The sequence below is a fragment of the Amycolatopsis sp. NPDC006131 genome (genome assembly GCF_040614175.1).
Classification (GTDB): Bacteria; Actinomycetota; Actinomycetes; order Mycobacteriales; family Pseudonocardiaceae; genus Amycolatopsis_E; species Amycolatopsis_E tucumanensis.
This window is the reverse complement of sequence record NZ_JBEXTX010000007.1, coordinates 109,323-133,448: the sequence shown is the minus strand read 5'-3', so window position 1 is coordinate 133,448 and position 24,126 is coordinate 109,323. Positions and strand designations below refer to the sequence as shown.

The 24,126-nt window shown below is 73.8% G+C and carries 23 protein-coding genes; 11 read left to right on the top strand and 12 right to left on the bottom strand.

Annotation, left to right across the window (positions count from 1 at the left end; all coding sequences use genetic code 11):
• Positions 1 to 2: 2 nt before the first annotated feature.
• Both ABZ215_RS06915 and ABZ215_RS06910 read right to left on the bottom strand, forming a co-directional pair.
• Positions 3 to 1,643 (bottom strand): ABC transporter substrate-binding protein, encoded by a 1,641-nt coding sequence (locus ABZ215_RS06915; protein ID WP_354948323.1) that lies wholly within the window; start codon positions 1,641 to 1,643, stop codon positions 3 to 5.
• Between the two features lie 177 nt (positions 1,644 to 1,820).
• Positions 1,821 to 3,608 carry a gamma-glutamyltransferase gene (locus ABZ215_RS06910; protein WP_354948321.1) on the bottom strand — a complete coding sequence of 596 codons (1,788 nt, stop codon included), beginning with the start codon at positions 3,606 to 3,608 and terminating at the stop codon, positions 1,821 to 1,823.
• A gap of 86 nt (positions 3,609 to 3,694) precedes the next feature.
• Here ABZ215_RS06910 and ABZ215_RS06905 point away from each other — a divergent pair, with 86 nt between their 5' ends.
• Entirely contained in the window at positions 3,695 to 4,684 is a 990-nt protein-coding gene (locus ABZ215_RS06905) for a LysR family transcriptional regulator (RefSeq protein ID WP_235716225.1), read from the top strand.
• On the opposite strand, the gene ABZ215_RS06900 is transcribed toward ABZ215_RS06905, so the two are convergent.
• From ABZ215_RS06900 to lysA, 3 genes are read right to left on the bottom strand one after another with little or no spacing between them, the layout of a single operon-like run.
• Entirely contained in the window at positions 4,579 to 4,962 is a 384-nt protein-coding gene (locus tag ABZ215_RS06900; RefSeq protein WP_027936246.1) for a VOC family protein, read from the bottom strand. The genes ABZ215_RS06905 and ABZ215_RS06900 overlap by 106 nt on opposite strands.
• A 17-nt stretch (positions 4,963 to 4,979) precedes the next feature.
• Positions 4,980 to 5,423 carry a heme-binding protein gene (locus ABZ215_RS06895; protein ID WP_354948318.1) on the bottom strand — a complete coding sequence of 148 codons (444 nt, stop codon included), beginning with the start codon at positions 5,421 to 5,423 and terminating at the stop codon, positions 4,980 to 4,982.
• Positions 5,424 to 5,446: 23 nt separating this feature from the next.
• A complete protein-coding gene (gene lysA, locus ABZ215_RS06890; protein WP_354948316.1) occupies positions 5,447 to 6,763 on the bottom strand; it encodes a diaminopimelate decarboxylase in 1,317 nt (438 codons plus the stop codon).
• 150 nt (positions 6,764 to 6,913) lie between these two features.
• Between lysA and ABZ215_RS06885 the strand changes: the two genes are divergently transcribed.
• Positions 6,914 to 7,417: an OsmC family protein gene (locus tag ABZ215_RS06885; protein ID WP_020420622.1), complete on the top strand. Its 504-nt coding sequence runs from the start codon at positions 6,914 to 6,916 to the stop codon at positions 7,415 to 7,417.
• Here the strand turns inward: ABZ215_RS06885 and ABZ215_RS06880 are convergent.
• From ABZ215_RS06880 to ABZ215_RS06865, 4 genes are all read right to left on the bottom strand, one after another.
• The gene (locus ABZ215_RS06880; RefSeq protein ID WP_354948314.1) at positions 7,372 to 8,292 is read right to left on the bottom strand and encodes an ABC transporter substrate-binding protein; all 921 of its coding nucleotides are present in this window, start codon (positions 8,290 to 8,292) and stop codon (positions 7,372 to 7,374) included. The genes ABZ215_RS06885 and ABZ215_RS06880 overlap by 46 nt on opposite strands.
• A gap of 9 nt (positions 8,293 to 8,301) precedes the next feature.
• The gene (locus ABZ215_RS06875) at positions 8,302 to 8,787 is read right to left on the bottom strand and encodes a pyridoxamine 5'-phosphate oxidase family protein (protein WP_354948312.1); all 486 of its coding nucleotides are present in this window, start codon (positions 8,785 to 8,787) and stop codon (positions 8,302 to 8,304) included.
• 69 nt (positions 8,788 to 8,856) lie between these two features.
• Positions 8,857 to 9,603: an IclR family transcriptional regulator C-terminal domain-containing protein gene (locus ABZ215_RS06870; protein ID WP_354948310.1), complete on the bottom strand. Its 747-nt coding sequence runs from the start codon at positions 9,601 to 9,603 to the stop codon at positions 8,857 to 8,859.
• Positions 9,600 to 11,039, bottom strand: a complete 1,440-nt coding sequence (locus ABZ215_RS06865; protein WP_020420618.1) for an APC family permease — start codon at positions 11,037 to 11,039, stop codon at positions 9,600 to 9,602. Before ABZ215_RS06865 ends, ABZ215_RS06870 begins: the two co-directional genes overlap by 4 nt.
• Positions 11,040 to 11,281: 242 nt before the next feature.
• Here ABZ215_RS06865 and ABZ215_RS06860 point away from each other — a divergent pair, with 242 nt between their 5' ends.
• Together ABZ215_RS06860 and ABZ215_RS06855 are read left to right on the top strand one after the other, a co-directional pair.
• Positions 11,282 to 12,682, top strand: a complete 1,401-nt coding sequence (locus tag ABZ215_RS06860; protein WP_354948308.1) for an APC family permease — start codon at positions 11,282 to 11,284, stop codon at positions 12,680 to 12,682.
• 11 nt (positions 12,683 to 12,693) lie between these two features.
• Complete coding sequence (locus tag ABZ215_RS06855) at positions 12,694 to 14,610, top strand: primary-amine oxidase (protein WP_354948306.1); 1,917 nt, start codon at positions 12,694 to 12,696, stop codon at positions 14,608 to 14,610.
• Here the strand turns inward: ABZ215_RS06855 and ABZ215_RS06850 are convergent.
• Positions 14,531 to 15,535, bottom strand: a complete 1,005-nt coding sequence (locus ABZ215_RS06850; protein WP_354948304.1) for a LysR family transcriptional regulator — start codon at positions 15,533 to 15,535, stop codon at positions 14,531 to 14,533. The genes ABZ215_RS06855 and ABZ215_RS06850 overlap by 80 nt on opposite strands.
• A 99-nt stretch (positions 15,536 to 15,634) precedes the next feature.
• Between ABZ215_RS06850 and ABZ215_RS06845 the strand changes: the two genes are divergently transcribed.
• From ABZ215_RS06845 to ABZ215_RS06830, 4 genes are read left to right on the top strand one after another with little or no spacing between them, the layout of a single operon-like run.
• Entirely contained in the window at positions 15,635 to 16,909 is a 1,275-nt protein-coding gene (locus ABZ215_RS06845) for a citrate:proton symporter (protein ID WP_354948302.1), read from the top strand.
• An 8-nt stretch (positions 16,910 to 16,917) separates the two neighbouring features.
• Positions 16,918 to 18,210, top strand: a complete 1,293-nt coding sequence (locus tag ABZ215_RS06840) for an acyclic terpene utilization AtuA family protein (RefSeq protein WP_354948300.1) — start codon at positions 16,918 to 16,920, stop codon at positions 18,208 to 18,210.
• The gene (locus ABZ215_RS06835) at positions 18,201 to 18,518 is read left to right on the top strand and encodes a hypothetical protein (protein ID WP_027930615.1); all 318 of its coding nucleotides are present in this window, start codon (positions 18,201 to 18,203) and stop codon (positions 18,516 to 18,518) included. The genes ABZ215_RS06840 and ABZ215_RS06835 overlap by 10 nt, the downstream gene beginning before the upstream one ends.
• Positions 18,519 to 18,528: 10 nt before the next feature.
• Positions 18,529 to 19,563 carry a DNA polymerase IV gene (locus ABZ215_RS06830; RefSeq protein ID WP_020420611.1) on the top strand — a complete coding sequence of 345 codons (1,035 nt, stop codon included), beginning with the start codon at positions 18,529 to 18,531 and terminating at the stop codon, positions 19,561 to 19,563.
• Positions 19,564 to 19,733: 170 nt separating this feature from the next.
• Here the strand turns inward: ABZ215_RS06830 and ABZ215_RS06825 are convergent, their stop codons facing one another.
• Positions 19,734 to 20,402, bottom strand: coding sequence for a CGNR zinc finger domain-containing protein (locus tag ABZ215_RS06825; RefSeq protein ID WP_354948297.1), 669 nt, complete (start codon positions 20,400 to 20,402; stop codon positions 19,734 to 19,736).
• Positions 20,403 to 20,454: 52 nt separating this feature from the next.
• Between ABZ215_RS06825 and ABZ215_RS06820 the strand changes: the two genes are divergently transcribed.
• On the top strand, positions 20,455 to 21,372 hold the full coding sequence (locus tag ABZ215_RS06820) for a DMT family transporter (protein ID WP_354948295.1): 918 nt from the start codon (positions 20,455 to 20,457) through the stop codon (positions 21,370 to 21,372).
• Here ABZ215_RS06820 and ABZ215_RS06815 read toward each other — a convergent pair.
• Complete coding sequence (locus ABZ215_RS06815; RefSeq protein WP_354948293.1) at positions 21,278 to 22,216, bottom strand: zinc-binding dehydrogenase; 939 nt, start codon at positions 22,214 to 22,216, stop codon at positions 21,278 to 21,280. The two genes, ABZ215_RS06820 and ABZ215_RS06815, sit on opposite strands and share 95 nt — an antisense overlap.
• A 57-nt stretch (positions 22,217 to 22,273) precedes the next feature.
• Between ABZ215_RS06815 and ABZ215_RS06810 the strand changes: the two genes are divergently transcribed.
• Positions 22,274 to 23,128 carry a universal stress protein gene (locus ABZ215_RS06810; protein WP_237338533.1) on the top strand — a complete coding sequence of 285 codons (855 nt, stop codon included), beginning with the start codon at positions 22,274 to 22,276 and terminating at the stop codon, positions 23,126 to 23,128.
• A gap of 226 nt (positions 23,129 to 23,354) precedes the next feature.
• A complete protein-coding gene (locus tag ABZ215_RS06805) occupies positions 23,355 to 24,125 on the top strand; it encodes an ABC transporter ATP-binding protein (RefSeq protein ID WP_354948291.1) in 771 nt (256 codons plus the stop codon).
• Position 24,126 lies beyond the last annotated feature (1 nt).

Genomic DNA, 24,126 nt, shown 5'->3' with positions numbered 1-24,126 from the left:
TCTCAGCCCTCCTGGTCCGCGCGGAAGGCGGCCCTGCCGAGCCGGACCACGCCGTCGGAGTAGACCTCCACGCCGGCGATCCGTGCCGAGTGGACGGTCAGGTTGCGCAGCCGGTAGGTGTAGACGATCGGGTTCTCCCGCTGGATCACGCTCGTCGCCTGGCCGTAGAGAGCAGCGCGTTCGGCGGTGGTGGCGGCGCGGGCGGCGCGGGTGAGCAGGTCGTCCAGCTCGGCCGAGGAGAACCCGCCGTAGTTGCCGCCGGAGCCGGTGGACAGGAACCGCGCGGTGTTGCCGTCCGGGTCGATGCGGCCCGACCAGCCCAGCTGCAGCAGCTCGAAGTCCCCGCGCTTCTGCACGTCCAGCAGGGTCGAGTACTCGACCGGCACGATCTTGAGGTCGAACCCGCCCTCGCCGACGCTGGCCTGCAGCGCTTGGGCGTAGCGCAGCTGGTCCTGGGTGTTGGACACCTGCAGTGTCACCGTGAAAGGCGTGGGCACACCGGCTTCGGCGAGCAGCTGCCGCGAGCGGGCCGGGTCGTAGGCCGGGCAGGCGTCGCTGGCCGGGGTGGCGTAGGGCGACTGCGGCGCGATGGGGGAGCAGGCGACGTCGAACCAGTTGTTGAAGACCGTGTCGACGAGCGTCTGCCGGTCCACAGCCGACGCGAACGCCTGGCGCACCCGCGGATCGCGGGCCAGCGGGGTGTCGATCGGCTTGACCGGGGTGCCCGCGCCGTCGACGTTGCCGGTGTTGATCGTGACGCCCTGGTAGCCCAGCGACGAGGACTGCAGCACCTTCAGGTCCGGATCCTTGGCCAGTGCGTCCACGTCCTGCGGCGAGATCGTGTCGGCCACCTGGATGTCGCCGGAGCGCAGGTTCGCCGCGCGGATGTTGGCGTCGGGCATGATCCGGTAGACGATGCGGTCGAGGTGGACCTGCGCCGCGTCGTAGTACAGCGGGTCGCGCTCGACCTCGATCGAGGTCTGCGGAACCCGCTTGACGAACTTGAACGGCCCCACGCACACCGGGTGATCGCCGAAGTTCGTGCCCTGCGCGGCCAGCGCCGCGGGAGACAGGATCATCCCGGCGCGGTCGGCCAGCGCGGCGGTGATGGGCGCGAACGGCCTGCTGAACGTCAGCACGACGTGGCCGGGGTCCGGCGCCTCGACGGCGCGCACCGGGCCCATCTCGCTGGTGCGCTGGGAACCCTTGAGCGTGAGGTGGCGCTGCAGGCTGGTGCGCACGGCCGTGGCGTCGAACGGGGTGCCGTCGGCGAAGGTGATCCCGGTGCGGACCGGGATCGTCACGGTCAGCCCGTCCGGCGACGTCGTGGGCAGGCCGGTGGCCAGTTGCGGCACGATCTGCCCGCTCGCGTCGAGGTCGTAGAGCTTCTCGCAGATCGTGCTCATCACGTACCGGGTGTAGAGCGAGCTGGACGTGGTCGGGTCGAGCCGGTCCGGTTCGGACGACAGGCCCATCACGAGCTCGCCCCCGGAGCGGACCGGCTGGGCGCCGACGGGCGTCCCGTAGTCGTCGGTGTGCTCGGCGGTGCTCGCCACGTGCTGCACCGGCACGCACGCCGCCAGTGCCGCGGTGAGCGCCACGCAGGGCGCGAGAATGCGCCACCGCGAATTCTTGAGGGCCATGGAAAACTCCCGCGCGATCGAACGTGTGCGCAGCTTACGGTAGTTTCCCGTTGTTTGTCATCGATTTCCGGCGGGTTAATTCGGGTAACGATTTTCCGCTGTGGTGCGGGCAGGAAGAAACAGCGGTCCGGGGGGATGGTCCGAACCGCTGTCTTCCGTTTTCCGGATTGCCGCCGACTACCGTCCGGCGGCGTAGCCCTGCATGCCGCGCGGGTTCGAACCCGCTGACAGGACACCGGTTTCCGGGTCGCGGGCGACCGCGCAGAGGCGGCCTTCCGACCACGGGCCGGCGATTTCGACGTCGTGCCCGCGCCGCCGCAGTTCGGCGATCGTGGAATCGCCGATCCGCGATTCCACGGTGACACTTCCGGGACGCATCGCGCGCGGGTAGAACGAACTCGGGAAACTGTCGGTGTGCCAGTTCGGCGCGTCGATGGCGCCCTGCAGATCGAGACTTCCGCGCACCTTTTGCCGCAACGCGACGGCGAGGAAGAAATGCACGCTCCACTGGTCCTGCTGGTCCCCGCCGGGCGTGCCGAACGCGAGCACCGGCACACCGTCGCGCAGCGCCATCGACGGGGACAGCGTCGTGCGCGGGCGGCGGCCCGGCACCAGCGAGTTGGGCAGCCCCTCGTCCAGCCAGGACATCTGCAGCCGGGTGCCCAGCGGGAAACCGAGCGCCGGGATGACCGGGTTGGACTGCAGCCACCCGCCGCTCGGGGTGGCGGCGATCATGTTGCCCCACCGGTCGGCCACGTCGAGGTGGCAGGTGTCGCCGCGCGTCGCGCCGTCCTTGGCGACGGTCGGCTCACCCGCGCCCGCGGCGGGTGGCGGCGGGACAGCGCCGCCCACGGAGAGCTCGGCCTGCTTGCTCAGCCGCGGCCGGCGCCCGTCCGGCGAACCCGGCCGCAGCTCCGCCGACGCCCGCTCGCCGATCAGGGCGCGGCGGGATTCGTTGTAGGACACGGAAAGCAGGGTGTCCAGGGAGACGTCCGCGCTGTCGCCGTACCACGCCTCGCGGTCGGCCATGGCGAGCTTGGTGCCCTCGATCAGCGTGTGCAGGTAGTCCGGGTTGCCGTACTCGAGGCCGTCCGGCAGCAGGGCGAGCTGCTGCAGGAACGACGGCCCCTGGCTCCACAGTCCGCACTTCGCGACCGTCCAGCCCTGCCAGTCGTAGGTGACCGGGTCCTCGTAGCCCGCCTCGAACGCGGCGAGGTCGTCGGCGGTCAGGGTGCCGGCGTGCCGCTCGCCGGAGGTGTCCATGGTGGGCCGGGTGGCGGCCTCGGCGATCGCCTCGGCGATGAAGCCCTCGCGCCAGATCCGGCGAGCGGCGTCGATCTGCGTCTCCCGGCCCGGGCCGGCGGCCTCGGCCTCGGCGATCACGCGCCGCCAGGTCGCGGCCAGCGCCGGGTTGCGCAGCATCTCGCCGGGCGCCGGCGGGCGCCCGTCGCGCAGGTACACCTCCGCGGAGCTGGTCCACTCCGTCTCGAACAGCTCCCGCACGCTGGCGACGGTCGAGCCGATCCGCTCCACCGCCGGGTGCCCGTTCTCGGCGTAGCCGATCGCGTACTTCAGCACCCCGGCCAGCGTCTTCGTGCCGTGGTCGCGCAGCAGCAGCAGCCACGCGTCGAACGCGCCGGGCACGGCTGCGGCCAGCGGGCCGGTGCCGGGCACCAGGTCCAGGCCGAGCGAGGTGTAGTGCGCGACCGTCGCCCCGGCCGGGGCCGGGCCCTGCCCGCACAGGACGCGCGGCGCCTGCCCGGCGGGCGCGAGGATGATCGGCACCTCACCGGCCGGGCCGTTGAGGTGCGGTTCGACGACGTGCAGCACGAACCCGGCGGCCACGGCCGCGTCGAAGGCGTTGCCGTCGTCCTCCAGCACCGCCATCGCGGTGGCGGAGGCGAGCCAGTGGGTCGACGACACCATGCCGTGGGTGCCCTGAAGCGTCGGGCGGGTGGTGAACACGGTTCGAGTAGACACCCTCGACCGGGTGAACGTCCAAGACATCTGTGACACCATCGCCATAGCCGTTCGCTATCGATGGGAGTGTGGTGGAACGCCGCCAGCTGGAGTACTTCGTCGCGATCGTCGAGCACGGCGGGTTCACCGCGGCGGCCAAGGCGCTGCACGTCGCGCAGCCTTCGCTGTCCCGCTCGATCGGCAAGCTCGAGCACGAGCTGGGCGTCACGCTGTTCCACCGGGTCGGGCGGCACGCCGTGCTGAGCACCGCCGGGGAGGCGCTGGCCGACCGGGCCCGGCTGGTGCTGCGCGACCTGGACGCGTTGCGGGCCGCGGCGGGGGCGATCGGGGACGGCGCGGCCGGGCGGGTGGACGTCGCCGCGACCTCGTCGTCCGGGCTGGAACCGGTGACCAGCGTGATCGCCGAGCTGGCCCGGCGGCACCCGGGGGTCACCGTCAGCACCTCGTCGGCGATGTCGGCGGCCGAGGTGGTCGCGATGGTCCTGCAGGGCCGGTGCGAGGTCGGGGTGTGCGGCAGCGCGGAGCGCCCGTCCGGGCAGGGGCTGGTGACGCACCACCTGCGGGACGAGGAGTTCCTGCTGGTCGTGCCGCCCGGCGCGCTGGACGTGCCGGGGCCGTCGGTGAGCCCGGAGGTGCTGCGCGGCATGCGGTTCGTGGTCACCAAGCCGGCCACCGCGGTGCGGGCCCTGTTCGACCGGCTGGCCGCGACCGTCGGCGACATGACGATCGCGGCCGAGGCCGGGGACCGGGGCGTGGTGCTGCCGATGGTGCTCAAGGGCATCGGCGCCGGGCTGATGCCGGACGGCTGGTCCGACCTCGCGGTGCGGGCGGGCGCGGACGTCTACCGGTTCGACCCGCCGGAGCGGCTGCCGCAGTGGCTGGTGCACCGCGGCGGCCCGGTGACCGCGGCGACGCGCGCCTTCATCGACACCACGCTCGGGACTGCCCAGGCCGGTCAGGACTCCATGGCGGCCCGGTCGGAGTCGCTGCGGAGCACGCAGAACTCGTTGCCCTCGGGGTCGGCGAGGACGGCCCAGCCGGACCCGTCCGGGTTCCGGTGATCGGCGACGAACGTGGCGCCGAGGCCCAGCAGCCGCGCCACCTCCTCGTCGCGCGAGGTCTCCGGGCGCAGGCACAGGTGGATGCGGTTCTTGATCGTCTTGGGCTCCGGCACCTGGTTGAAGTGCAGCACCGGACCCTCCGTGAGCAGCACCTGCGTCTCCGGCTCGCCCGGCCGGTCGTCCGGGTGGAGCGGACGGCCGGTCACCGCGCTCCAGAACCGGGCCAGCTCGTAGGCGTCCGCGCAGTCGATCGCGACGTTCTGCAATACCGAGACCATGCGCCGAGCTTCCCCGATCAGCCGGGGTCGCGGCGCAGCAGGTCCTCCTGCCAGCGCTGCACGGCGGTGCACACGGCCTCGTCGTCCTCGCGGGCGTGACCGCCGGAGGCGCCCGCGGCGCCGAGGACCACATCCCCGTCGGTGACCAGGACCCCGCCCGCGAACGGGACGTAGTCGCCGTCGTAGAGGTGCTGGATGCTGCCGACGATCGCGCCGGGCAGCTCGAGCGCCCCGGACGGCCGCAGCGTGAGCAACGCGGTGCGCGCCTTGGCCACCGCGATGCGGCTGGTCATGGGCATGCCGCCGTCCGCCCGCCGCAGCGCGATCACCTCCCCGGCGACGTCGAGGACGGCCACCGCGAGTGGCGGGAAGCCCCGCTCCGCGGCGGCGCCCAGCGCGCTGTTCACCAGCGCATCGGCGTCGGCGAGCCGGAGTCCGGGGAGGCGAGGGGTGTCGTTCATGATCTTCAACGTAGCCCGCCCGGTCAGCCGAGGTCGCGGCGCAGCAGGTCCTCCTCGGTTTCGCGGCGCACCAGCACGCGCGGTGCGCCGTCGGCCACGGCGACCAGCGGCGGACGGCCCACCAGGTTGTAGTTCGAGGCCAGCGCGTGGTGGTAGGCGCCGCTCACCGGCACCGCCAGCAGGTCGCCGGGGCGGATGTCGGCGGGCAGCGGCACGTCCTCGGCCAGGACGTCGCCGGCCTCGCAGTGCCTGCCCGCGATAATCCACGGGCGGCGCGGCGCCTTGGTGTGCCGCCCGACGAGCCGGGCGGTGTAGCGCGCGCCGTACAGCGCCGGGCGCGGGTTGTCGCTCATGCCGCCGTCGACGGCGACGAACCCGTTCTTGACCGCGGCCACCCGGTACAGCGTGATCCCGGCCGTCGCGACGAGCCAGCGGCCGGGTTCCAGCACCAGCCGCGGCACCGGGAGCCGGTGACGCTCGCACTCCAGGCGCAGCGTGCCGAGGATCCGGCGGGCGGCGCCGGTCAGGTCGAACGCCTGCTCGCCGGCACGGTAGGGGACCGCGAAGCCGCCGCCGAGGTCGAGCTGGTCCAGCAGCACCCCGTGCCGCTCGCGGACCTCGGCCAGCAGCCCCACCATGCGGCGCACGGCTTCGGCGTAGGCGCCCGTGTCGCGCACCTGCGAGCCGAGGTGGCAGTGCAACCCGGCGGCGCGCAGGCCCGGCTGGGCCAGGACCTGCCCGACGGCTTTCAACGCGGCGCCGGAGGCGAGGGAGAACCCGAACTTCTGGCCTTCGACGGCGGTGGCCAGCGCGCGGTGCGTGTGTGCGTCGACGCCGGGGGTGACCCGCACGAGGACCCGCTGCCCGGCGGGGGCGAGCGCGGCGAGCTGGTCGATCTCGTCGGCGGAATCGGCGACGATCCGGCCGGCCTGCGCGGTGAACGCGGCCTTGAGGTCCTCCGGGGTCTTCACGTTGCCGTGCACCAGGATCCGCTCGCCCGGCACGCCGGCCGAGCGCGCCATGGCGATCTCGCCGGCCGAGCACACGTCCGCGCCGAAACCCAGCACCCGGAGCACACCGCGCACCGGCAGGGCCTTGGTGGCGAAGGCGATCTCGGCGCCGGGGAACGTGACGCGCAGGGATTCGGCGCGGCCGCGGATCTCGGTTTCGTCGAAGACCTGCACCGGCGTGCCGAACCGCGCGGCGAGCCGGGTCAGGCGCACGCCGCCGCAGGTCAGGTCGCCGCCCTCGGCGAGGTGGGTGGTGCGCGGCCACAGGCCGGGTTCCAGCGGCGGTTCTCCGGCGAGCCCCACACTGGGCAGCACTTCGGCGAGTGTCATGACGTCCTCCTTCGGTTTCCCTGCACCGAAGGAAATCTCCGCGGCGGGCCGCGCGGACCCCGGGCTGACGCGGCGATGACACGCGCGGGCCCGGTCTTGATCCGGCCTTGACACCGGCGTGAGCCCGTTCACGCGGTCATACTGGCGGGCATGGACGCAGGCGAACTCAGGGAACTGCAGGCGCCGCTCAAGGAGCGCTACCGGGAGGACCCGGCTCAGGCGCTGATCACCTTGCGCGCCAACGCGGAGCTCGACGGGCTGGGCATCTCGTGCAAGGTGGAGACCGGGCGGGCGGTGGTCGAGGCGGGCCTGCACCCGGCCACCGGCGGCGACGGCAGCCTCGCCTGCTCCGGCGACATGCTGCTGGAGGCGCTGGTCGCGTGCTCCGGGGTGACGCTGCGGGCGGTGGCGACGTCGCTGGGGCTGGAGATCCGCGGCGGGACCGTGCGGGCCGAGGGCGACCTGGACTTCCGCGGCACGCTTGGGGTCGACAAGTCCGCGCCGGTGGGCTTCCAGGCGATCCGGTTGTCGTTCGACCTCGACACCGACGCGTCCGAGGAGCAGCTCGCGACGCTGCGGAAGCTGACCGAGCGGTACTGCGTGGTGTATCAGACGTTGCGGACGCCGCCGGAGATCGAGGTGCGCCTCGCCTGACCCGGCTCGACGGTCCCGATGCCGTGCAGCACGTGGGCGAGGACCTCCGCGCCGCGCACGACGCGCGGGCCGGGGCGGTTGAAGTAGGACGGGCCGTCGAGGATCCACACCTGCCCGGCGCGCACGGCGGGCAGGTCCGCCCAGCCCGGCCGGCTCGTGAGCAGGCCGAGGTCGGCCTCGGTGCGCTCCGGCGGCAGGCCGCAGGGGAGCAGGAGGAGGACGTCGGGTTCGGCTGCGGTCACCGCGGCCCAGTCGATGGCCTTCGTGTGCTCGCCCGGCCGGGCCAGCAGGGGCTCCCCGCCGGCAGCGGCGATCTGTTCGGGCACCCAGTGCCCGGCGGGCCAGACCGGGTCGAGCCACTCGATCGCGGCGACCCGGGGCCGGGGCAGGTCCCGGGTCCGCTCCCGGAGGTCCGCGAGGCGGGCGAGCAGTTCCGCGTGTTTCGCGCGGGCGACGTCCGGCACGCCGAGGACGTCGCCGAGCAGCAGGAGGCAGTCCAGCACCTCGGCGAGCGTGCGGGGTTCGAGGCTCAGCACCCGCGGCCCGGCGTCCATCATGCGGACGGCGTCGGTGACCCGGCGGTAGGACACCGCGCAGACCTCGCAGAGGTCCTGGGTGAGCACGACGTCGGGCCGGAGTGCGGCGAGTTTCGCCGCGTCGAGGGCGTAGAGCGCGGAGCCGGCGTGGGCGTCCCCGACGGTCTGCGAGATCTCGCGGCTGCTCATGGCGGTGTGCAGGCCGCTGCCGGTGACGACGGGCACCTCCTCGACGCCGGGCGGCCAGTCGCACTCGTGCGTCCGCCCGACCAGCTGCCCGGCCAGCCCCAGCTCGGCCACCAGATCGGTGGCGGCGGGCAGCAAGGAGACGATCCGCACGCTGCGAGCCTAGGCCCTCGCCTGGTGCTCCGCGAGCAGGTCCTCCACCGCCTTGGGCAGCGTCGTCTCGAAGTCGAGCAGCTTGGCCCAGTCCGGCGAGATCGTGATGAGCACCATCTGCTCGTACAGCGCCCGCACGCCCTGCTCCCAGGACTCGAACACCTCGGCGGGCGTCACCTTCCGGGACGCCTCGATGTAGGCGTCGGGGACGCCGTCGACCAGTTCCAGGCGTGCGGTGCCGCGGATCAGCAGCACGCGCGGGGGCCACGGGTCCATGCGGTCGATGGTGATCGCCACGCGTGGGTTGCGGCGCAGGGCCGCGACCTTCGCCGACTTCGGCACGGTGGCCATGACCAGGTGCTCGCCGTCCCACCAGAACCCGATCGGGATCACCCGGGGCTCGCCGTCCAGTCCGTCGTACGCCAGCCGCGCGAGGATGTTCGACTGCAGCAGCTCCCGCGCGATCGGCTTGGCCAGTTCAGCGGTGACATCCATGTCCGTCTCCTCCGGTTTCCGGGGTGTGTCACGCCGGGGACGGAGCCGCTTCCGCGTTCTCGACATCGCTCACGCGAGAAGTGGCGCCAATTGCCCGGCGTGGTCGCGCACCAGCGCCACCAGTTCGGCGTTCGGCTCGGCGACCCGTTCCGCGGGCCCGCTCACCGCGAGCCCGGCGACCAGCTCGCCGGTGACCACGTCCCGGATCGCCACCGCCAGGCAGCCCTTGCGTTCCAGCAGCTCACCGCACTGCCGGGCCAGCCCGTCGCGCGCGACCGCGGTGAGTTCGGCGTCCAGGCGGTCGGCGTCGACGATCGTCCGCTCGGTGAACGATCGCAGCTCCCGCACCACCGCGCGCCAGTCGGCCTGCTCGGCGAGCAGCAGTTTGCCCAGCGCGGACACGTGCGGGTAGCGGGCGAGCAGCGCCCCGTCCGACGGCGGGTGGTCCGGGTCCGGGTCGACGAGCGTGAGCCGCCCGGTCCGGTAGGACGCCAGGTGCACACCCCACCGCACCCGCTGCCGCAGGTGTTCCACGATCGCTCTGGCCGCCGCGGGCGGCCGCACCGGCACCGGGGTCGCCAGCCGCCCGGCGCGACGGCCCAGCGCGAACCCCCGCAGGTCCGGCAACCGCACCAGGTACTCCTCGCCGACGAGCAGGTTCAGCAGCCGGTAGGTCGTCGCCGGGGGCAGTTTCAACGCGGCCGAGATCTCCTTCGCCGTGACCCCCGGCCCGGCCGCCACGACCTCCTCCAGCACCGCCAGCGCGCTGCGGACCGCCTTCGGCTGGCGGCCGGACAGCGGCGTCTCCGGGCTCACCGCTCGCCGCCAAGCAGGTCGGCCTCGGACGTCTCGTCGTAGATCCCGACCCGCGCCAGGTCCCGCGGCCGCCGCCGGCGCAGCCAGGCGAACCAGGCCAGGCCGGCGAGCGCGCACAGCCCGAACACCGCCGGGTACGGGCCGCCCAGGTTGTCGGCCGTGAACACGACCAGCGCCGCCAGCAGCGCGGGCGCGGTGATCGCGCCGACCACCAGCGCCCCGCGGGTCAGCTCGCCGATCCGGTGCAGGAACACCGGCGCCGCCACACACACCAGCAGGTAGGCCACCAGGTAGCCGAACACCGCGACGTTGAGCAGCGTGACGAACACCGACGTGGTGCTCATCCCGGCGGCCATCAGCACGACCGGCACGACCGCGACCGGCGGCAGCACGGCCAGGATCGCGACGTGCGGCGTCCGGTACCGCGGGTGCGTCCGGCCCAGCGCGGCCGGCGCCACCCCTTCGCGCCCCATGGACAGCAGCACCCGCACCAGCGCGTTGCCGGTCGCCAGCGTGCACGCCAGGAACGACGCCGCGATGCCGAGGTCGAGCAGGTAGGACAGCCACGGCAGCTGCTGCAGCGCGGCCAGCGTGCTGACCGGCTCGGCCTGCCCGGCGAGCCCGCCCGGCAGCGCGCCCAGGCCGATGACCTGCGTGTACGCCGCCACCAGGTACAGCACGCCGCACAACGCGGCCGTGCCCTGCACCGCCCGCGGCACGGTCCGGAACGGCCGCCGGGCCTCGACCCCGTACGACGCCGCCGCCTCGAACCCGATGAACGCGCCGAGCGCGGGCAGCACCCCGGCCGCGATCCCGCCGACGCCCCGGTCCGGCGCGGCAGGCGCCAGCCCGGGGCCGACCCTGGCCAGCAGCAACCCGAACACCACCAGCATCAGCGAGATCGACACGGCCTCGGCGACGAGCACCACCGTCGCCGACAACCGCACACCCCGCAGCACGCACGCCGTCGCCAGCCCGCCCAGCACCAGCACCAGCACCGCGACCAGCCCCCAGCCCAGGTCCAGCCCGGCGCGCCGCAGCAGGTCCTGCAGGTAGACGCCGGACCCGGTCAGCGCGGCCATCGTCAGCAGGCCGTAGCCGATCAGCAACGCGCAGCCGCACGCGAACGCCGCGGCCGGGCCGAGCCCCTTCGCCGTCAGGCTGTACAGCGACCCGGCGGCCGCCATGCGGCGGGTGAACTGCGCGATCCCCAGCCCGATGAGCAGTGCGAGCACGGTCGCGACGACGAACGACCACAGCACCCCGGTCCCGGCCCCGGCGGCGGCGACCGCGGGCGCGGCCGCCATGGCCGCCGACGGCGCCGCGGCCGAGATCGACTGCGCGAACACCTGCAGCGGACCGAGGTTGCGGCGGTCGAGCCCGGACATCGGGGACTCGCGCCGCAACGGCGGCAGCACCCGGGGTGGCACGGACATCCGGCATTTCCTCCTCTGTGGACGGTAACCCGGCACTGTAACTCCGGGGTTACGTCCGAGGACATGGCCGCGAGCGTCAAATGAGAAAAACGCCGGAGCCGTTCCCGCGTTGGGAGAACGCCACCGCGGGACTTCCCGGCGGCGGAGACCGGGGTTTGACCGGCGGCTGACGGCGGCGCAACGTTGCTGCTCAACGCTGTGCAGCCGTCACCGGAAATCCCCGCTGAGTCCCCGGAGGTCTCATGGATACGCCACGGTCGCTGACCGGTTCACTGGGCGCCGGCTCCATCGTCTTCATGGTCGTCGCGGCCGCCGCGCCGCTCACGGTGGTCGCCGGCAGCGTGCCGCTGGGCGTCGCGCTCGGCAACGGCGCCGCCTTCCCCGCCACCTTCGTGCTGTGCTGCGTGGTCCTGCTGCTGTTCGCGGTCGGGTTCTGCGCGATGAGCCGCCACGTGCCCAACGCGGGCGCCTTCTACGCCTACGTCCGCGAGGGCCTCGGCCGCGCGCCCGGCCTCGGCGCGGCGTTCCTCGCCCTGGTCACCTACACCGCGGTGCAGCTGGCCGTCTACGGCTACCTCGGCGCCGCCCTCGACGGGCTGGTGCAGCACTACGGCGGCCCCGCGCTGCCGTGGTGGGTGTGGTCGCTGGCCGCGCTCGCCGTGGTCGGCCTGTTCGGCTACCGGCACATCGAGCTGAGCAGCAAGGTGCTCGGCGTGCTGCTGCTGTGCGAGGCCGGGATCGTGCTGGTCTTCGACGCGGTCGTCACCGCGCGCGGTGGTGATGGCGGCCTGTCGACGGCGTTCCTGCAGCCGGCGCAGATCGGTTCCGGCTCGGTGGGCATCGCGATCATGTTCGCCATCGCCAGCTTCATCGGGTTCGAGGCCACCGCGGTGTTCCGCGACGAGGCCCGCGACCCGGCCCGCACCATCCCGCGCGCCACCTACCTGTCGCTGCTGCTCATCGCCGGGTTCTACACGCTGTCCAGCTGGGCGGTCGTCTCCGCGTGGGGCGACGCGGGCGCGGTCGAGCAGGCCGGCGCGGACCCGGGCAACATGCTGATCACCACGGTCGGCCGCTACCTGGGCGCCGCGGGCGCCGACGTCGTGCAGGTCCTGCTGATCACCAGCCTGTTCGCCGCGCTGCTGTCGTTCCACAACGTCATCGCCCGGTACGCGTTCTCGCTCGGCAACTCCGGCGCGCTGCCCGCCGCCTGCGGCCGCAGCCACCACCGGCACGGTTCGCCGCACGTCTCCTCGCTCGCGCAGTCGGTCAGTGCGGTCGTGCTGATCGCGGTGTTCGCCCTGGCCGGGATGGACCCGGTCACCCAGGTGTTCTCGTGGATGGCCGGCACCGCGACCCTCGGCGTGCTCGTGCTCATGACGCTCACGTGCTCGGCTGTGGTGGTGTTCTTCCGCCGCACGCGGGTGGACCGGCGCACCTGGCACACGTTCGCCGCGCCGGTGCTCGGCCTGGCCGGGCTGGGCACGTGCCTGGTGCTGACCGTGCTCAACTTCCCGACGCTCATCGGCGGCTCGTTCGGCCTGGCCGCCGTCATCTTCGCCGTGCTCGCCGGAGCGTTCGCCCTCGGGGCCGTGCTCTCGGCCGTCCTGCGCTCGCCCGCCACCGAACCCGCCCTCGCCTGAAAGGATCGCCGATGACACTCGCCGAAGAACGCACCACCACGACGCACCCGCTCGACCCGATGACCGAGGACGAGGTCCGCGTGGTCCGGGAGGTGCTCAGCGCCGCCGGGCTGCTGGGGGAGTCCGTCCGGTTCGCCTTCCTGGCGCTGGAGGAGCCGGGCAAGGCCGTGGTGCGCGCGCACCGGCCGGGCGACGAGGTGGACCGCCGGTTCCGGGGGATCCTGCTCGACCTGGCCGACGGCTCCTCGAAGGACGTCGTGGTGTCGGCCACCCGGTCCACTGTGGACGAACTGCGGGCGATCGACCCGGTCGCCGACGGCCAGCCGCCGATCATCGACACCGAGTTCGAGCTGATCGAGGACATCCTCAACGCCGAGCCGCGGTGGACCGATGCCCTGCGCAAGCGCGGTCTGGACCCGGCCACCGTGCGCGCTGTGCCGCTGTCCGCCGGTTCCTACGACCACCCCGGGGAGACCGGCCGCCGCGTGGTGCGGGCGCTGGGCTTCCAGCAGTTCCACGAGAAGGACCACCCGTGGGCGCACCCGGTGGACGGGCTGGTCGCCTACGTCGACCTCACTGCCCGCGCGGTGACGACCGTGATCGACCACCGCGAGCTGCCGGTGCCGCAGGAGCCGGGCAACTTCGACGACCCGGCGCAGACCGGGCCGCACCGCACCACGCTCAAGCCGATCGAGATCACCCAGCCGGACGGCCCGAGCTACGCGGTCGAGGGCAGCCGGGTGCGGTGGGAGAACTGGGACCTGCGGATCGGCTTCAACGAGCGGGAAGGCCTCACCCTGCACGAGATCTCGTTCCACGAGCGGCCGGTGCTGTACCGGGCGTCGGTGGCCGAGATGGTGGTGCCCTACGCCGACCCGTCGCCGGTGCGGTTCTGGCAGAACTACTTCGACTGCGGCGAGTACATGTTCGCCCGCTACACCAACTCGCTGGAGCTGGGCTGCGACTGCCTCGGCGAGATCCGCTACTTCGACGCGGTGGTGGCCGACGACCTGGGCGAGCCGCGCACCATCCGCAACGCGATCTGCATGCACGAAGAGGACTTCGGCGTGCTGTGGAAGCACAGCGACATGTTCGCCGGCTCCCACGAGACGCGGCGGCAGCGGCGGCTGGTGGTGTCGTTCTTCACCACGATCGGCAACTACGACTACGGCTTCTACTGGTACTTCTACCTCGACGGCACGATCGAGCTGGAGGCCAAGGCCACCGGCATCACGTTCACCTCGGCCTACCCGGCGGAGGGGCACGAGTACGCCACCGAAATGGCGCCCGGCCTCGGCGCGCCCTACCACCAGCACCTGTTCTGCGCGCGGCTGGACGTCAGCGTCGACGGCGACCGCAACGCCGTGGACGAGGTCGACGCGGTGCGGGTTCCGGTGAGCGAGGCCAACCCGTACGGCAACGCCTTCCGCGAGGCGCGCACGCGGCTGACCCGCGAGTCCGAAGCGGCGCGGGCGGCCGACAACACCCGCGGCCGGGTGTGGCACATCGTCAACCCGGAGCGGCAGAACCGCTTCGGCCGCAACCCGGCCTACGTGCTCTACCCGGAGGGCCAGCCGACACTGCTGGCGGACGAGTCCTCGTCGGTGCACGCGCGGGCCACCTTCGCCACGAAGCACCTGTGGGTGACCCGCTACTCCCGCGCCGAGCGTTACCCGGCCGGCGACCTGGTGAACCAGAACCCCGGCGGCGCCGGGCTGCCCGCGTGGACCGCGGCCGACCGGGACATCGACGGCGAGGACATCGTGCTGTGGCACACCTTCGGGCTGACGCACTTCCCGCGCCCGGAGGACTGGCCGGTGATGCCGGTGGACTACACCGGGTTCAAGCTCAAGCCGGTGGGGTTCTTCGACCGGAACCCGACGCTGGACGTGCCACCGTCGACGGGCGGTCACTGCCACGGCGGGTGAGCCAGCGCGTGTGAGCCGGCAGGCCGTCGCCGCGGTCCCGGGCCTGGAGGAGGGTCTCGGTGAACGCGGCGACGGCCCGCGGGCGCGGCCGGGACGGGTCGCGGACCAGCGCGATCGTGCGTTCGGCACGCGGCCCGTCCAGCGGCAGGCTGCGCAGCCCGGCGAAGGCGACCAGTGGCAGCACCAGGCCGGGGATCGCGGAGACGCCCAGCCCGGCGGCGGCGAGCCCGGCGACGGCGGCGATGTTGCGTGCTTCGATCGTGTGGCCGGGCGCGACCCCGGCCTCGGCGAGCGCGTGGTCGACCAGCGGGCGGATGCTGCTGCCGGGGGAGAAGGCGATGAACGGCTCGCCCTGGATCCGTTGCCAGGTCAGGGTTTCCGCGTCCGCGAAGGGGTGGCCGGGCGGGAAGACGCAGCAGCACTCGTCGGCGGCCACCGGCTGCACCTCCAGGTCGTCCGGGGCCTCGCCGACGACGGTGACCGCGAGGTCCACCGCGCCGGACCGCACCCGGGCGAGCACCTCGTCCGACAGGCAGTCCTCGATGGACAGTTCCACGCCGGGCCATTCGTGGCGGTAGCGGGCGATGACCGGGGGCAGCAGGATCGCCGCCAGCGACGGCAGGGTCGCCACCCGGACGTGCCCGCGGGTGCCGGCGAGGAACCCGGTGAAGTGCCGCAGCCCGGCGTCGAACGAGGCCAGCACCTCACGCGCGATCCGGGTGAACTCCACGCCCTCCGCGGTGGGCACCAGCCGCCGGGTGGTCCGCTCGAACAGCGCCACGCCCACCTTGCGCTCCACCTCGGCGACCGTGCGGCTCAGTGACGACTGGGCCAGGTGCAACCGCTGGGCGGCCGTGGTGAACCCCCCGGCGTCGGCCACCTCGACCACGGCCCGGAGCTGCTGCACCGTCAGATCCATGCGCATGGTGCATGAGTCTATGCCCAACTTTTGTTTGACCTCGATAGCTGTGATGCCGCAGAGTCGGCAGACGTCACCGTCGACAGCGCACTGGAGGTCCCCGAGATGCTTGCCCTGGCGGGCTTTCTGACGATCGGCGTGTTCCTCGCCGGGGTGCTCTCGCGCCGCGTCTCGGTCCTGCTGGCGCTGACCGTCGTCCCGGTCGTCGCCGCGCTCGCCGTGGGCGCGGCCCCGCGGCTGGGCGAGCTGATCGGCAAGGGGCTCACCACCGTCGCCCCGGTCGCGATCATGATCACCTTCGCGGTCCTCTACTTCTGCCTGATGATCGACGCCGGCCTGTTCGACCCGGCCGTGCGGCGGATCCTGCGGTGGGCGGGCGGCGACCCGTTGAAGATCACGGTCGGGACCGCGGCGCTCACCGTGCTGGTCGCCCTCGACGGCGACGGCGCCTCGACGTTCCTGATCACGGTGTCCGCGCTGCTCCCGATCTACCAGCGGATGGGGATGCGCCGGCTGGTGCTCGCCGGGGTCGTCGCGCTCGGCGCCGGGGTGATGAACCTGGTGCCGTGGGGCGGGCCGACCGCGCGGGCGATGGCCGCGCTGAACGCCGACAGCGGCCGCATCTTCCTGCCGCTGCTGCCCGCGATGCTGGCCGGGATCGCGTGGGTGCTCGTCGCCGCGTGGCTGATCGGCCGCGCCGAGCGCAAGCGGATCGGGGTGCTCGACCTGGACGGCCCGGCCGCCGCCGTGGAACGCACGCGGGCCGAGCGCGTCCGGTACTGGGCCAACGTCGTGCTCACCCTCGCGCTGGTGGCCGCCCTGCTGGCCCAGGTGGCGAAGCTGGAGGTGCTGTTCGTCGGCGCGTTCGTGCTGGCACTGCTGATCAACCGTCCGAAGTGGAGCCAGCAGCAGGAGCTGTTCGACAAGCACGGGCACAACGTGGTGCTGGTGACCACGATGATCTTCGCCGCCGGGGTGTTCACCGGGATCCTGTCCGGCACCGGGATGATCGAGGCGATGGCGCGGGCGCTGGTGAGCGTCGTGCCGGACTGGGCGGGCGGCGCGCTGCCGGCGTTGACCGCGTTGACCGGGATGCCGCTGAGCCTCGTGTTCACCCCCGACGCCTACTACTTCGGGGTGATGCCGGTGCTCGCCGAGACCAGCGCCGCGCTCGGCGGCGACCCGGCCGAGATCGCCCGCGCCGCGCTGCTCGGGCAGATGACCACCGGGTTCCCGCTCAGCCCGCTGACCGCGTCCACGTTCATCCTCGTCGGCATGGCGGGCGTGGACCTGGGCGAGCACCAGCGGTTCGCCTTCAAGTGGGCGTTCGGGACCACCGTCGTGATGACCGCCGTCGCCCTGGCCGTGGGCGCGATCTGAGGGAGAGCATGAACTGCGTACGGATCGGCGGGGGAGCCGGCTTCGCGGGGGACCGGTTCGAGCCCGCGGAAGCGCTCGCCCGCGACGGGGAGCTCGACGACCTCGTGCTGGAATGCCTGGCGGAGCGCACGATCGCGCTCGGCCAGCAGCGCAGGCTGGCCGACCCCGCGACGGGGTACGATCCGCGGCTGCTCGCCCGGTTCGAACGGCTGCTGCCCCTCTGCGCCGCGCGGGGCGTGCGGGTGATCACGAACATGGGCGCGGCGAATCCCCTGGCCGCCGGTCGCGTGACGGCGGACCTGGTCGAACGGATCGGTCTCGGGCTGACCGTCGCGGTGGTGACCGGGGACGACGTGCTCGACCGGATCGACCCGTCCGCCCCGGCGCTGGAAACCGGCCGCCCGCTGGCCGAGCACGGGGAACTGGTGTCCGCCAACGCCTACCTCGGCGCCGAGCAGATCATGCCGGCGCTGGAGACCGGTGCGGACGTGGTGCTCACCGGCCGCGTCGCCGATCCCTCGTTGTTCACCGCGCCACTGGCCCAGCGGCTCGGGTGGGACCTGCGCGATCCCGCGGCGATGGCCGCCGGGACCGTGGCCGGGCACCTGCTGGAGTGCGCCGGGCAGCTCACCGGCGGGTACTTCGCCGACCCCGGCCGCAAGGACGTGCCCGGGCTGGCCGAGCTGGGGTTCCCGTACGCCGACGTGACCGCCGACGGCGACGTGGAGGTGTCGAAGCTGCCCGGCACCGGTGGTCTGGTGTCCCGCGCGACGGTGCGGGAGCAACTGCTGTACGAGGTGACCGACCCGACGGCCTACCTCACCCCGGACGTCACGCTCGACCTGCGCGAGGTGACCGTCGCCGAGACCGGGCCGGACCGGGTGGCGGTGCGCGGCGCGGTCGGGCGGGCGCGGCCGGAGAAGTTCAAGGTCAGCGTCGGCTACCGCGCCGGGTGGCGGGCGGAAGCCGGGATTTCCTACGCCGGACCGGGCGCCCGGGCGCGCGCCGAGCTGGCCGGTGAGGTGGTCCTGCGGCGGCTCGCGGGCACCCGCGTGCGGGCCGACGTGCTGGGGGCGGAGGGGTCGCCGGAGTGCCGGTTGCGGATCGCCGCGTCGGCCGCGGACCGGGCGTCGGCCGAGGTCGTGTGCCACGAGGTGGAGGCGCTCTACACGAACGGGCCGGCCGGGGGCGGAGGCGTCCGGACGGCCGTGACGGAGGTGATCGGGATCGTGTCCACGCTGATCGACCGGGACCGGGTCGAGCCCGCGGTGACCGTGATCGGAGTTCCGTCGTGCGGGTGATGTTGCACGAGGTCGCGCACTGCCGGGCCGGCGACAAGGGCGACACGTCGATCCTGTCGCTGTTCCCCTTCGACGACCGGCATTTCGCGGACCTGGAGCGCGAGGTGACGGCGGAGCGGGTGCGCGAACACCTCGCTGGTCAGGTGCGTGGCGAGGTGGTGCGTTACGTGCTGCCGAAGCTGTGCGCGCTGCAGTTCCGGTGCCGTCAGGCGCTCGACGGCGGGGTGACGACGTCGCTCGCGCTGGACACCCACGGCAAGGGGCTGAGTTCGCGTCTGCTGGCGATGGAGATCGAGCTGTCCGGCTAGCCTGGGTGGCGTGTCTGCGGACGACTGGGTCCTGCACGTGGACCTGGACCAGTTCATCGCGGCGGTCGAGGTCGCCCGGCACCCCGAGCTGCGCGGGAAACCGGTGGTGGTCGGCGGGAACGGGGACCCCTCCGAGCGGGCGGTCGTGGCGACCGCGTCGTACGAGGCGCGCGAGTTCGGGATCCAGTCCGGCATGCCGTTGCGGACGGCGGCGAAGCGGTGCCCGGACGCGGTCTTCCTGCCGGTCGACAAGGAGGCCTACGAAGAGGTCTCGGAGCGGGTGATGGCGACGCTGCGGGGCTTCCCGGTGGTCGTCGAGGTGATCGGGTGGGACGAGGCGTTCGTCGGCGCCCGGGTGGCGGACCCGGAGGCGCTGGCGGCGGACATCCGGGCGCGGGTGGCCGCGGAGACCGGGATGTCGTGCGCGGTCGGGATCGGGGACAACAAGGTGCGGGCCAAGATCGCGACCGGGTTCGCCAAGCCGGGCGGGATCTACCGGCTGACGCGGGCGAACTGGGTAGCGGTGATGGCCGACCGCCCGACCGACGCGCTGTGGGGGATCGGCCGCAAGACGGCGAAGAAGCTGGCGGAGGCCGGGCTGACCACGGTGCGGGACCTCGGCACGGCCGACCCGGACGAGCTGGCGAAGCGGTTCGGGCCGACGATGGGGCCGTGGTACCGGCTGCTCGCCCAGGGCGCGGGGGACACCGAGGTGACGGCGACGCCGTACCTGGCGAGGTCGCGGAGCCGGGAGACGACGTTCCAGACGGATCTGGACGACCGCGCCGCGGTGGACGCGCAGGTGTCGGCACTGGCGGCGCGGGTGGCGGAGGACGTCGTGGGGGAGGGGCGCCCCGCGGTGCGGATCGGGGTGAAGGTGCGGTTCAAGCCGTTCCTCACCTACACGCGCAGCCTGACCCTGCCCGCGCCGACGAGCGATCCGGTGGAGATCGAGCGCGCGGCACTGTCGTTGTTGGACCGTTTCGAGTGGACCCGCCCGGTGCGCCTGCTGGGCGTACGAGCCGAGTTCAACCGCGACGAGTGAGTCCCGCCCCGGTTGTGAGTCCCGGGACTCTGCCGGTGCTGCGCGCCGCCGCGCACTCACGCGCCGGGCGCGGTGGTAGTGGCGGCCGGCCCGCGACGAGCGAGGCCACTGCCCCGGGGCGACGGTCTGACCCTGCCGGCGCTGCGCGCCGCGCGCGGGGGCGTGGCCTGTCAGCGGCGGGCGCGGTGGTAGTGGCGGCGAGCCCGCTCGCGGTTGCCGCAGTCGGCGGAGCTGCACCAGCGGCGGGAGCCGTTGCGGCTGCGGTCCAGGAAGAGCCAGCCGCAGCCGTCGTCGGCGCAGCGGCGCAGCCGGGTCAGGTCCTCGAACTGCAGCAGCCGCCACGTCTCCAGCGCGAGCGCGTCGCGCAGGTCCCGCGTGCCGTGGAGCGGGATCCGCCACTCCAGCGGCGCCACCGACACGACCTCCGCCCGCGCCAGCGCACCCACGATGAGCCGCCGCAACGGTTCGACGTCCCCGGGCTCCGCGCCGGTCGCCAGCGGCTCCAGCACCCGGTGGGCCGCTTCCCGGAGTTCGCGCACCTCGGCGACGCAACCGTCCCGGACCGTGCTGGGCGGCTCCGGCGCCTGGTGGGCCGCTTCCCGGAGCTCGCGCACCTCGGCCGCGCCACCGTCCCGGAGCGCGCTGGGCGGCTCCGGCGCCTGGTGGGCCGCCTCCCGCACCTCCGCCACGCCACCGTCCGGAGCCACCGTGAATCCCGCCGCCTCGGCCCAGCGCCGCAGCGCGTCGTCGTCCGGTAGCCGCTCCTCGCGGCGTGCCGGGTCCAGGCGCCACGCGACCGTGTTGACCAGGTCGAGCACCACATGACCGCCGACGAACATCTAACGAGCATAACCGGTGTTTGGCCGTTAGGTCCACGGGTAGCCGAGGGGTATGCGACCTGCCTGGGGTGTCGCGACGGGGGCGCTCGCCGTCTCCGCGTCGGCCGTGCTGATCGAGCTGTCCGGGACGGCGCCGGGCACCGCCTCGTTCTACCGGTGCCTGTTCGCGCTGGCCCCGCTGGCGGTGCTCGCCCGCGCCGAACACGGCGGCGCGCTCGACCATTCCGAACGGGTGCGCGCGGTACTGGCGGGCGCGTTGTTCGCCGGGGACAGTCTGCTGTGGACACAGGCGATCGGCGAGATCGGGGCCGGGCTGTCCACCGTGCTGGTCAACCTGCAGGTCGTGCTCGTGCCGGTGATCGCCTGGGCAGCCGACCGAGAGCCGGTGTCCCGCCGCTACTTCGCGGCAGTCGCGCTGGTGCTGCCGGGAGTGGTGCTCGCCGCGGGCGTGACCGGCGGCCCGGCGTCGGTGGCCGGTACGATCCACGCGTCGCTGGCCGCCCTGTGCTACTCGGGCTTCCTGTACCTGCTGCGCCGCGGCGGGCAGGACGGGCGGACCCGGCGGTCCTACCCGGTCGTCACCGCCTCCGCCGCGGTCGTGTCGCTGGCCGCCGGGTTCCTCGGCTACGGGCTCGACCTGACGCCGGGGTGGGCCGCGATCGGCTGGCTGGTGGTCGTCGCGGTGTGCGGGCAGGTCGTCGGCTGGCTCCTGGTCGCGACCAACACGCCGCGGCTGCCCAGCGCGGTCGGGGCGGTGCTGCTCCTGCTCACCCCGGTGGGCGCGGTCGTGCTGGGCGCACTGGTGCTGGGGGAACGGCTGTCGCCACCGCAGCTGCTCGGCTGCGCCCTGGTGCTGGCCGGCGCGGTACTGGCCACTAGATCACCAGCAGCGTCTTCCCCTTGCCGCAGCGGGACTCCAGCGCGCGGTGCGCGTCCGCGGCGCGACTCAGCGGGAAGGTCTGCCCGATGACCGTGCGCACCGCGCCGCGGGCCGCCAGGCGCAGCATCCGTTCGGTGCGGGCGCAGCGGCCGGGCTCGTACTCCCGCAACTGCTCCAGGCCGTAGGCCGTCACGTCCGGCCGCACCTCGTCCACCGCGACCGGCGCGCCACCGGCCCACCCGTAGTTCGAGTACCGCCCGCCCGTCACGACCAGCTTGGCCGCCGCCCGGCCCAGGTCGCCGCCCACCCCGTCGAACGCCACGTCCACCGGCCCCACCTCGTCGGTCCAGCCGGGCTCGCTGTAGTCGGCCACCGCGTCCGCGCCCAGCGCGCGCACCATCTCCAGCTTCTCCGCGCCCCGCGCCGCGCCGATCACGTGCGCCCCCGCCGCGTGCGCGAGCTGCACCAGCAGGGTGCCCAGCCCGCCCGCGGCCGGCTGCACCAGCACCCGCTCACCGCGCCGCACCGCGGCCCGCTCGAACACCGCCAGCGCGGTGGATCCGTCGTGCAGCAACGCCACCGCCTCCCGCAACCCCACGCCCGGCGGGACGCGGATCAGCTGCCCGGGCGTGGCCGGCACCTGTTCGGCGTACGCGCCCTGGACGTCGGCCAGCACCCACTCGCCGCACCACGACGGGTCCGTCCCCGCGCCGATCTCCGTGACCTGTCCGGCGGCGCCCGCGCCGGGCACGTACGGCGGCGTCACCGGGAACAGGTGCCCGGCCTCGCCGCGGCGGATCACCGTGTCGATCCACAGCACGCCGGCCACCTTCACCTCGACCACGACCTGCCCGGGCCCCGGGTGCGGGTCGGGCACCCGCTTCACCCGCAGCACTTCGGGGCCGCCGAACCGCACCGCCTCGATCACGCGCATGGGGCCAGGCTGCAACCTCCACCGCGCTGGAGGTCAAGCGTGAGTAGCGTGGGCGGCATGGCGGACGAGATCGTGGTCGGGGTGGACGGTTCGGCGGCGGCGCTGGACGCCGTCCGGTGGGCGGCGGGCGAGGCCGCGTTGCGGAAGCTGGCGCTGCGCCTGGTCTACGCGGCCGACGTCACCGGTGGGCGGTTCGACGGCGGGCTGCCGGTACCACAGAGCTTCTTCGACGAGCTGCAGCGCGCCGGGCAGCAGCTGCTGGCGGACGCGGCGGCCGTCGCGGGCGAGGTGCCAGTGTCGACGGAGATGCCGCTGGAGCCGGCGGTGCCCCTGCTGCTGGAGTGCTCCCGGACGGCGCGGATGGTCGTGCTCGGCTCGTCCGGGCGGGGCGGGTTCACCGGGATGCTGGCCGGGTCGACGGCCGTGTCGGTCAGCGCGCACGCGTCGTGCCCGGTCGCGGTGGTCCGCGGCCGCCCGGACGCCGCCGGCCCGGTGGTCGTGGGCGTCGACGGCAGCCCGACCAGCGAGGAAGCGCTGAAGGTGGCGTTCGACGAGGCCGCGTGGCGGGAGGTGCCGCTGGTGGCGATCCACGCCTGGAGCGACGCCGACTACGGTGTCCCGCTGCCCGCCCCGGACCTCGACTGGGCCGAGGTGGAGCGCGAACAGCAGCGGCTGCTGGCCGAACGCCTGGCGGGCAGGCAGGAGCGCTACCCGGACGTGCGCGTGGAGCGGGTCGTGGTGCGGGACCGCCCGCGGGACGAGCTGCTGGCCCGCAGCCGGGACGCTCAGCTGGTCGTCGTGGGCAGCCGCGGCCGCGGCGGGTTCCGGGGACTGGTGCTCGGATCGACGAGCCAGGCGCTCATCCACCACGCCGACTGTCCCGTGCTGGTCGTGCGGCCGCAGGCCGGCTGAGCGCGCAGGTCGCGCGAGGAGCGGATAGCTGGGTCGCTCGGTCGCACAGCTGGGCGGGCTGCACACTCAGGCCCCGCTGCGGGGGCCGAGTTCGGGAGGCGGTGCGGCCGGGCGGCCGGTGCGCCCCCGCAGGCCGCGCAGGGAGCCGGGGGTAGGGCCAGCCCCACCGGGGATTCGGTGGCCGGCACCGCTGACCGGCGCCCCGATCCGCGATGGGATCTAACCCATGACAACGCCTCTGGAAACCGCCGTCGCCGGCCGGCTTCGGCCGCACGGGGAGCCGGCCGTGGAGCTTCGGGCCGTTTCCCGTACCTACGCCGCCGGCCAGCACGAGGTCCGCGCGCTCGACGGGGTCACCGTCGCCTTCCCCGCCGGGTCCTGGACCGCCGTCATGGGGCCCTCCGGCTCCGGCAAGTCGACCCTCCTGCACTGCGCCGCCGGCCTGGAACGCGTCACCACCGGGCAGGTCCTCCTCGGCGGCGAGGACATCACCACCGCCGACGACGCCCACCTCACCGCGCTCCGCCGCAGCGAGATCGGCTTCGTCTTCCAGAGCTTCAACCTCATCGGCTCACTCACCGCCGAGCAGAACGTCGCACTGCCGCTCAAGCTCGCCGGCACCCGGCCGTCCACGAAGGACGTTCGCGCCGTGCTCGCCGCCGTCGGGCTCGATGATCGCCGCCGTCACCGGCCCCGCGAGCTGTCCGGCGGCCAGCAGCAGCGCGTCGCGATCGCCAGGGCCATGGTCACCCGCCCGCGCGTCCTCTTCGCCGACGAACCCACCGGCGCCCTCGACTCCGCCGCGGCCCGCAAGGTCCTCGGCCTGCTGCGCGACCTCGTCACCGCGGGCCAGAGCATCGTCATGGTCACCCACGACCCGTCCGCCGCGGCCAGCGCCGACTCCGTGGTGTTCCTCCGCGACGGCCGCGTCGTCGACCACGCCGTCACCCCGACCGCCCGTGAGGTCGCCGACCGCCTCGCCAGGCTGGAGGCCTGAC

Bases quoted from the DNA above. Each gene is read 5' to 3' on its own strand.
- ABZ215_RS06805 (WP_354948291.1), top strand. From the start codon at position 23,355: ATGACAACGCCTCTGGAAACCGCCGTCGCCGGCCGGCTTCGGCCGCAC.
- lysA (WP_354948316.1), bottom strand. From the start codon at position 6,763: ATGACACTCGCCGAAGTGCTGCCCAGTGTGGGGCTCGCCGGAGAACCG.
- ABZ215_RS06850 (WP_354948304.1), bottom strand. From the start codon at position 15,535: ATGCGCATGGATCTGACGGTGCAGCAGCTCCGGGCCGTGGTCGAGGTG.
- ABZ215_RS06860 (WP_354948308.1), top strand. From the start codon at position 11,282: ATGGATACGCCACGGTCGCTGACCGGTTCACTGGGCGCCGGCTCCATC.
- ABZ215_RS06845 (WP_354948302.1), top strand. From the start codon at position 15,635: ATGCTTGCCCTGGCGGGCTTTCTGACGATCGGCGTGTTCCTCGCCGGG.
- ABZ215_RS06810 (WP_237338533.1), top strand. From the start codon at position 22,274: ATGGCGGACGAGATCGTGGTCGGGGTGGACGGTTCGGCGGCGGCGCTG.
- ABZ215_RS06820 (WP_354948295.1), top strand. From the start codon at position 20,455: ATGCGACCTGCCTGGGGTGTCGCGACGGGGGCGCTCGCCGTCTCCGCG.
- ABZ215_RS06825 (WP_354948297.1), bottom strand. From the start codon at position 20,402: ATGTTCGTCGGCGGTCATGTGGTGCTCGACCTGGTCAACACGGTCGCG.
- ABZ215_RS06875 (WP_354948312.1), bottom strand. From the start codon at position 8,787: ATGGATGTCACCGCTGAACTGGCCAAGCCGATCGCGCGGGAGCTGCTG.
- ABZ215_RS06915 (WP_354948323.1), bottom strand. From the start codon at position 1,643: ATGGCCCTCAAGAATTCGCGGTGGCGCATTCTCGCGCCCTGCGTGGCG.
- ABZ215_RS06900 (WP_027936246.1), bottom strand. From the start codon at position 4,962: ATGGTCTCGGTATTGCAGAACGTCGCGATCGACTGCGCGGACGCCTAC.
- ABZ215_RS06895 (WP_354948318.1), bottom strand. From the start codon at position 5,423: ATGAACGACACCCCTCGCCTCCCCGGACTCCGGCTCGCCGACGCCGAT.
- ABZ215_RS06815 (WP_354948293.1), bottom strand. From the start codon at position 22,216: ATGCGCGTGATCGAGGCGGTGCGGTTCGGCGGCCCCGAAGTGCTGCGG.
- ABZ215_RS06865 (WP_020420618.1), bottom strand. From the start codon at position 11,039: ATGTCCGTGCCACCCCGGGTGCTGCCGCCGTTGCGGCGCGAGTCCCCG.
- ABZ215_RS06855 (WP_354948306.1), top strand. From the start codon at position 12,694: ATGACACTCGCCGAAGAACGCACCACCACGACGCACCCGCTCGACCCG.
- ABZ215_RS06840 (WP_354948300.1), top strand. From the start codon at position 16,918: ATGAACTGCGTACGGATCGGCGGGGGAGCCGGCTTCGCGGGGGACCGG.
- ABZ215_RS06885 (WP_020420622.1), top strand. From the start codon at position 6,914: ATGGACGCAGGCGAACTCAGGGAACTGCAGGCGCCGCTCAAGGAGCGC.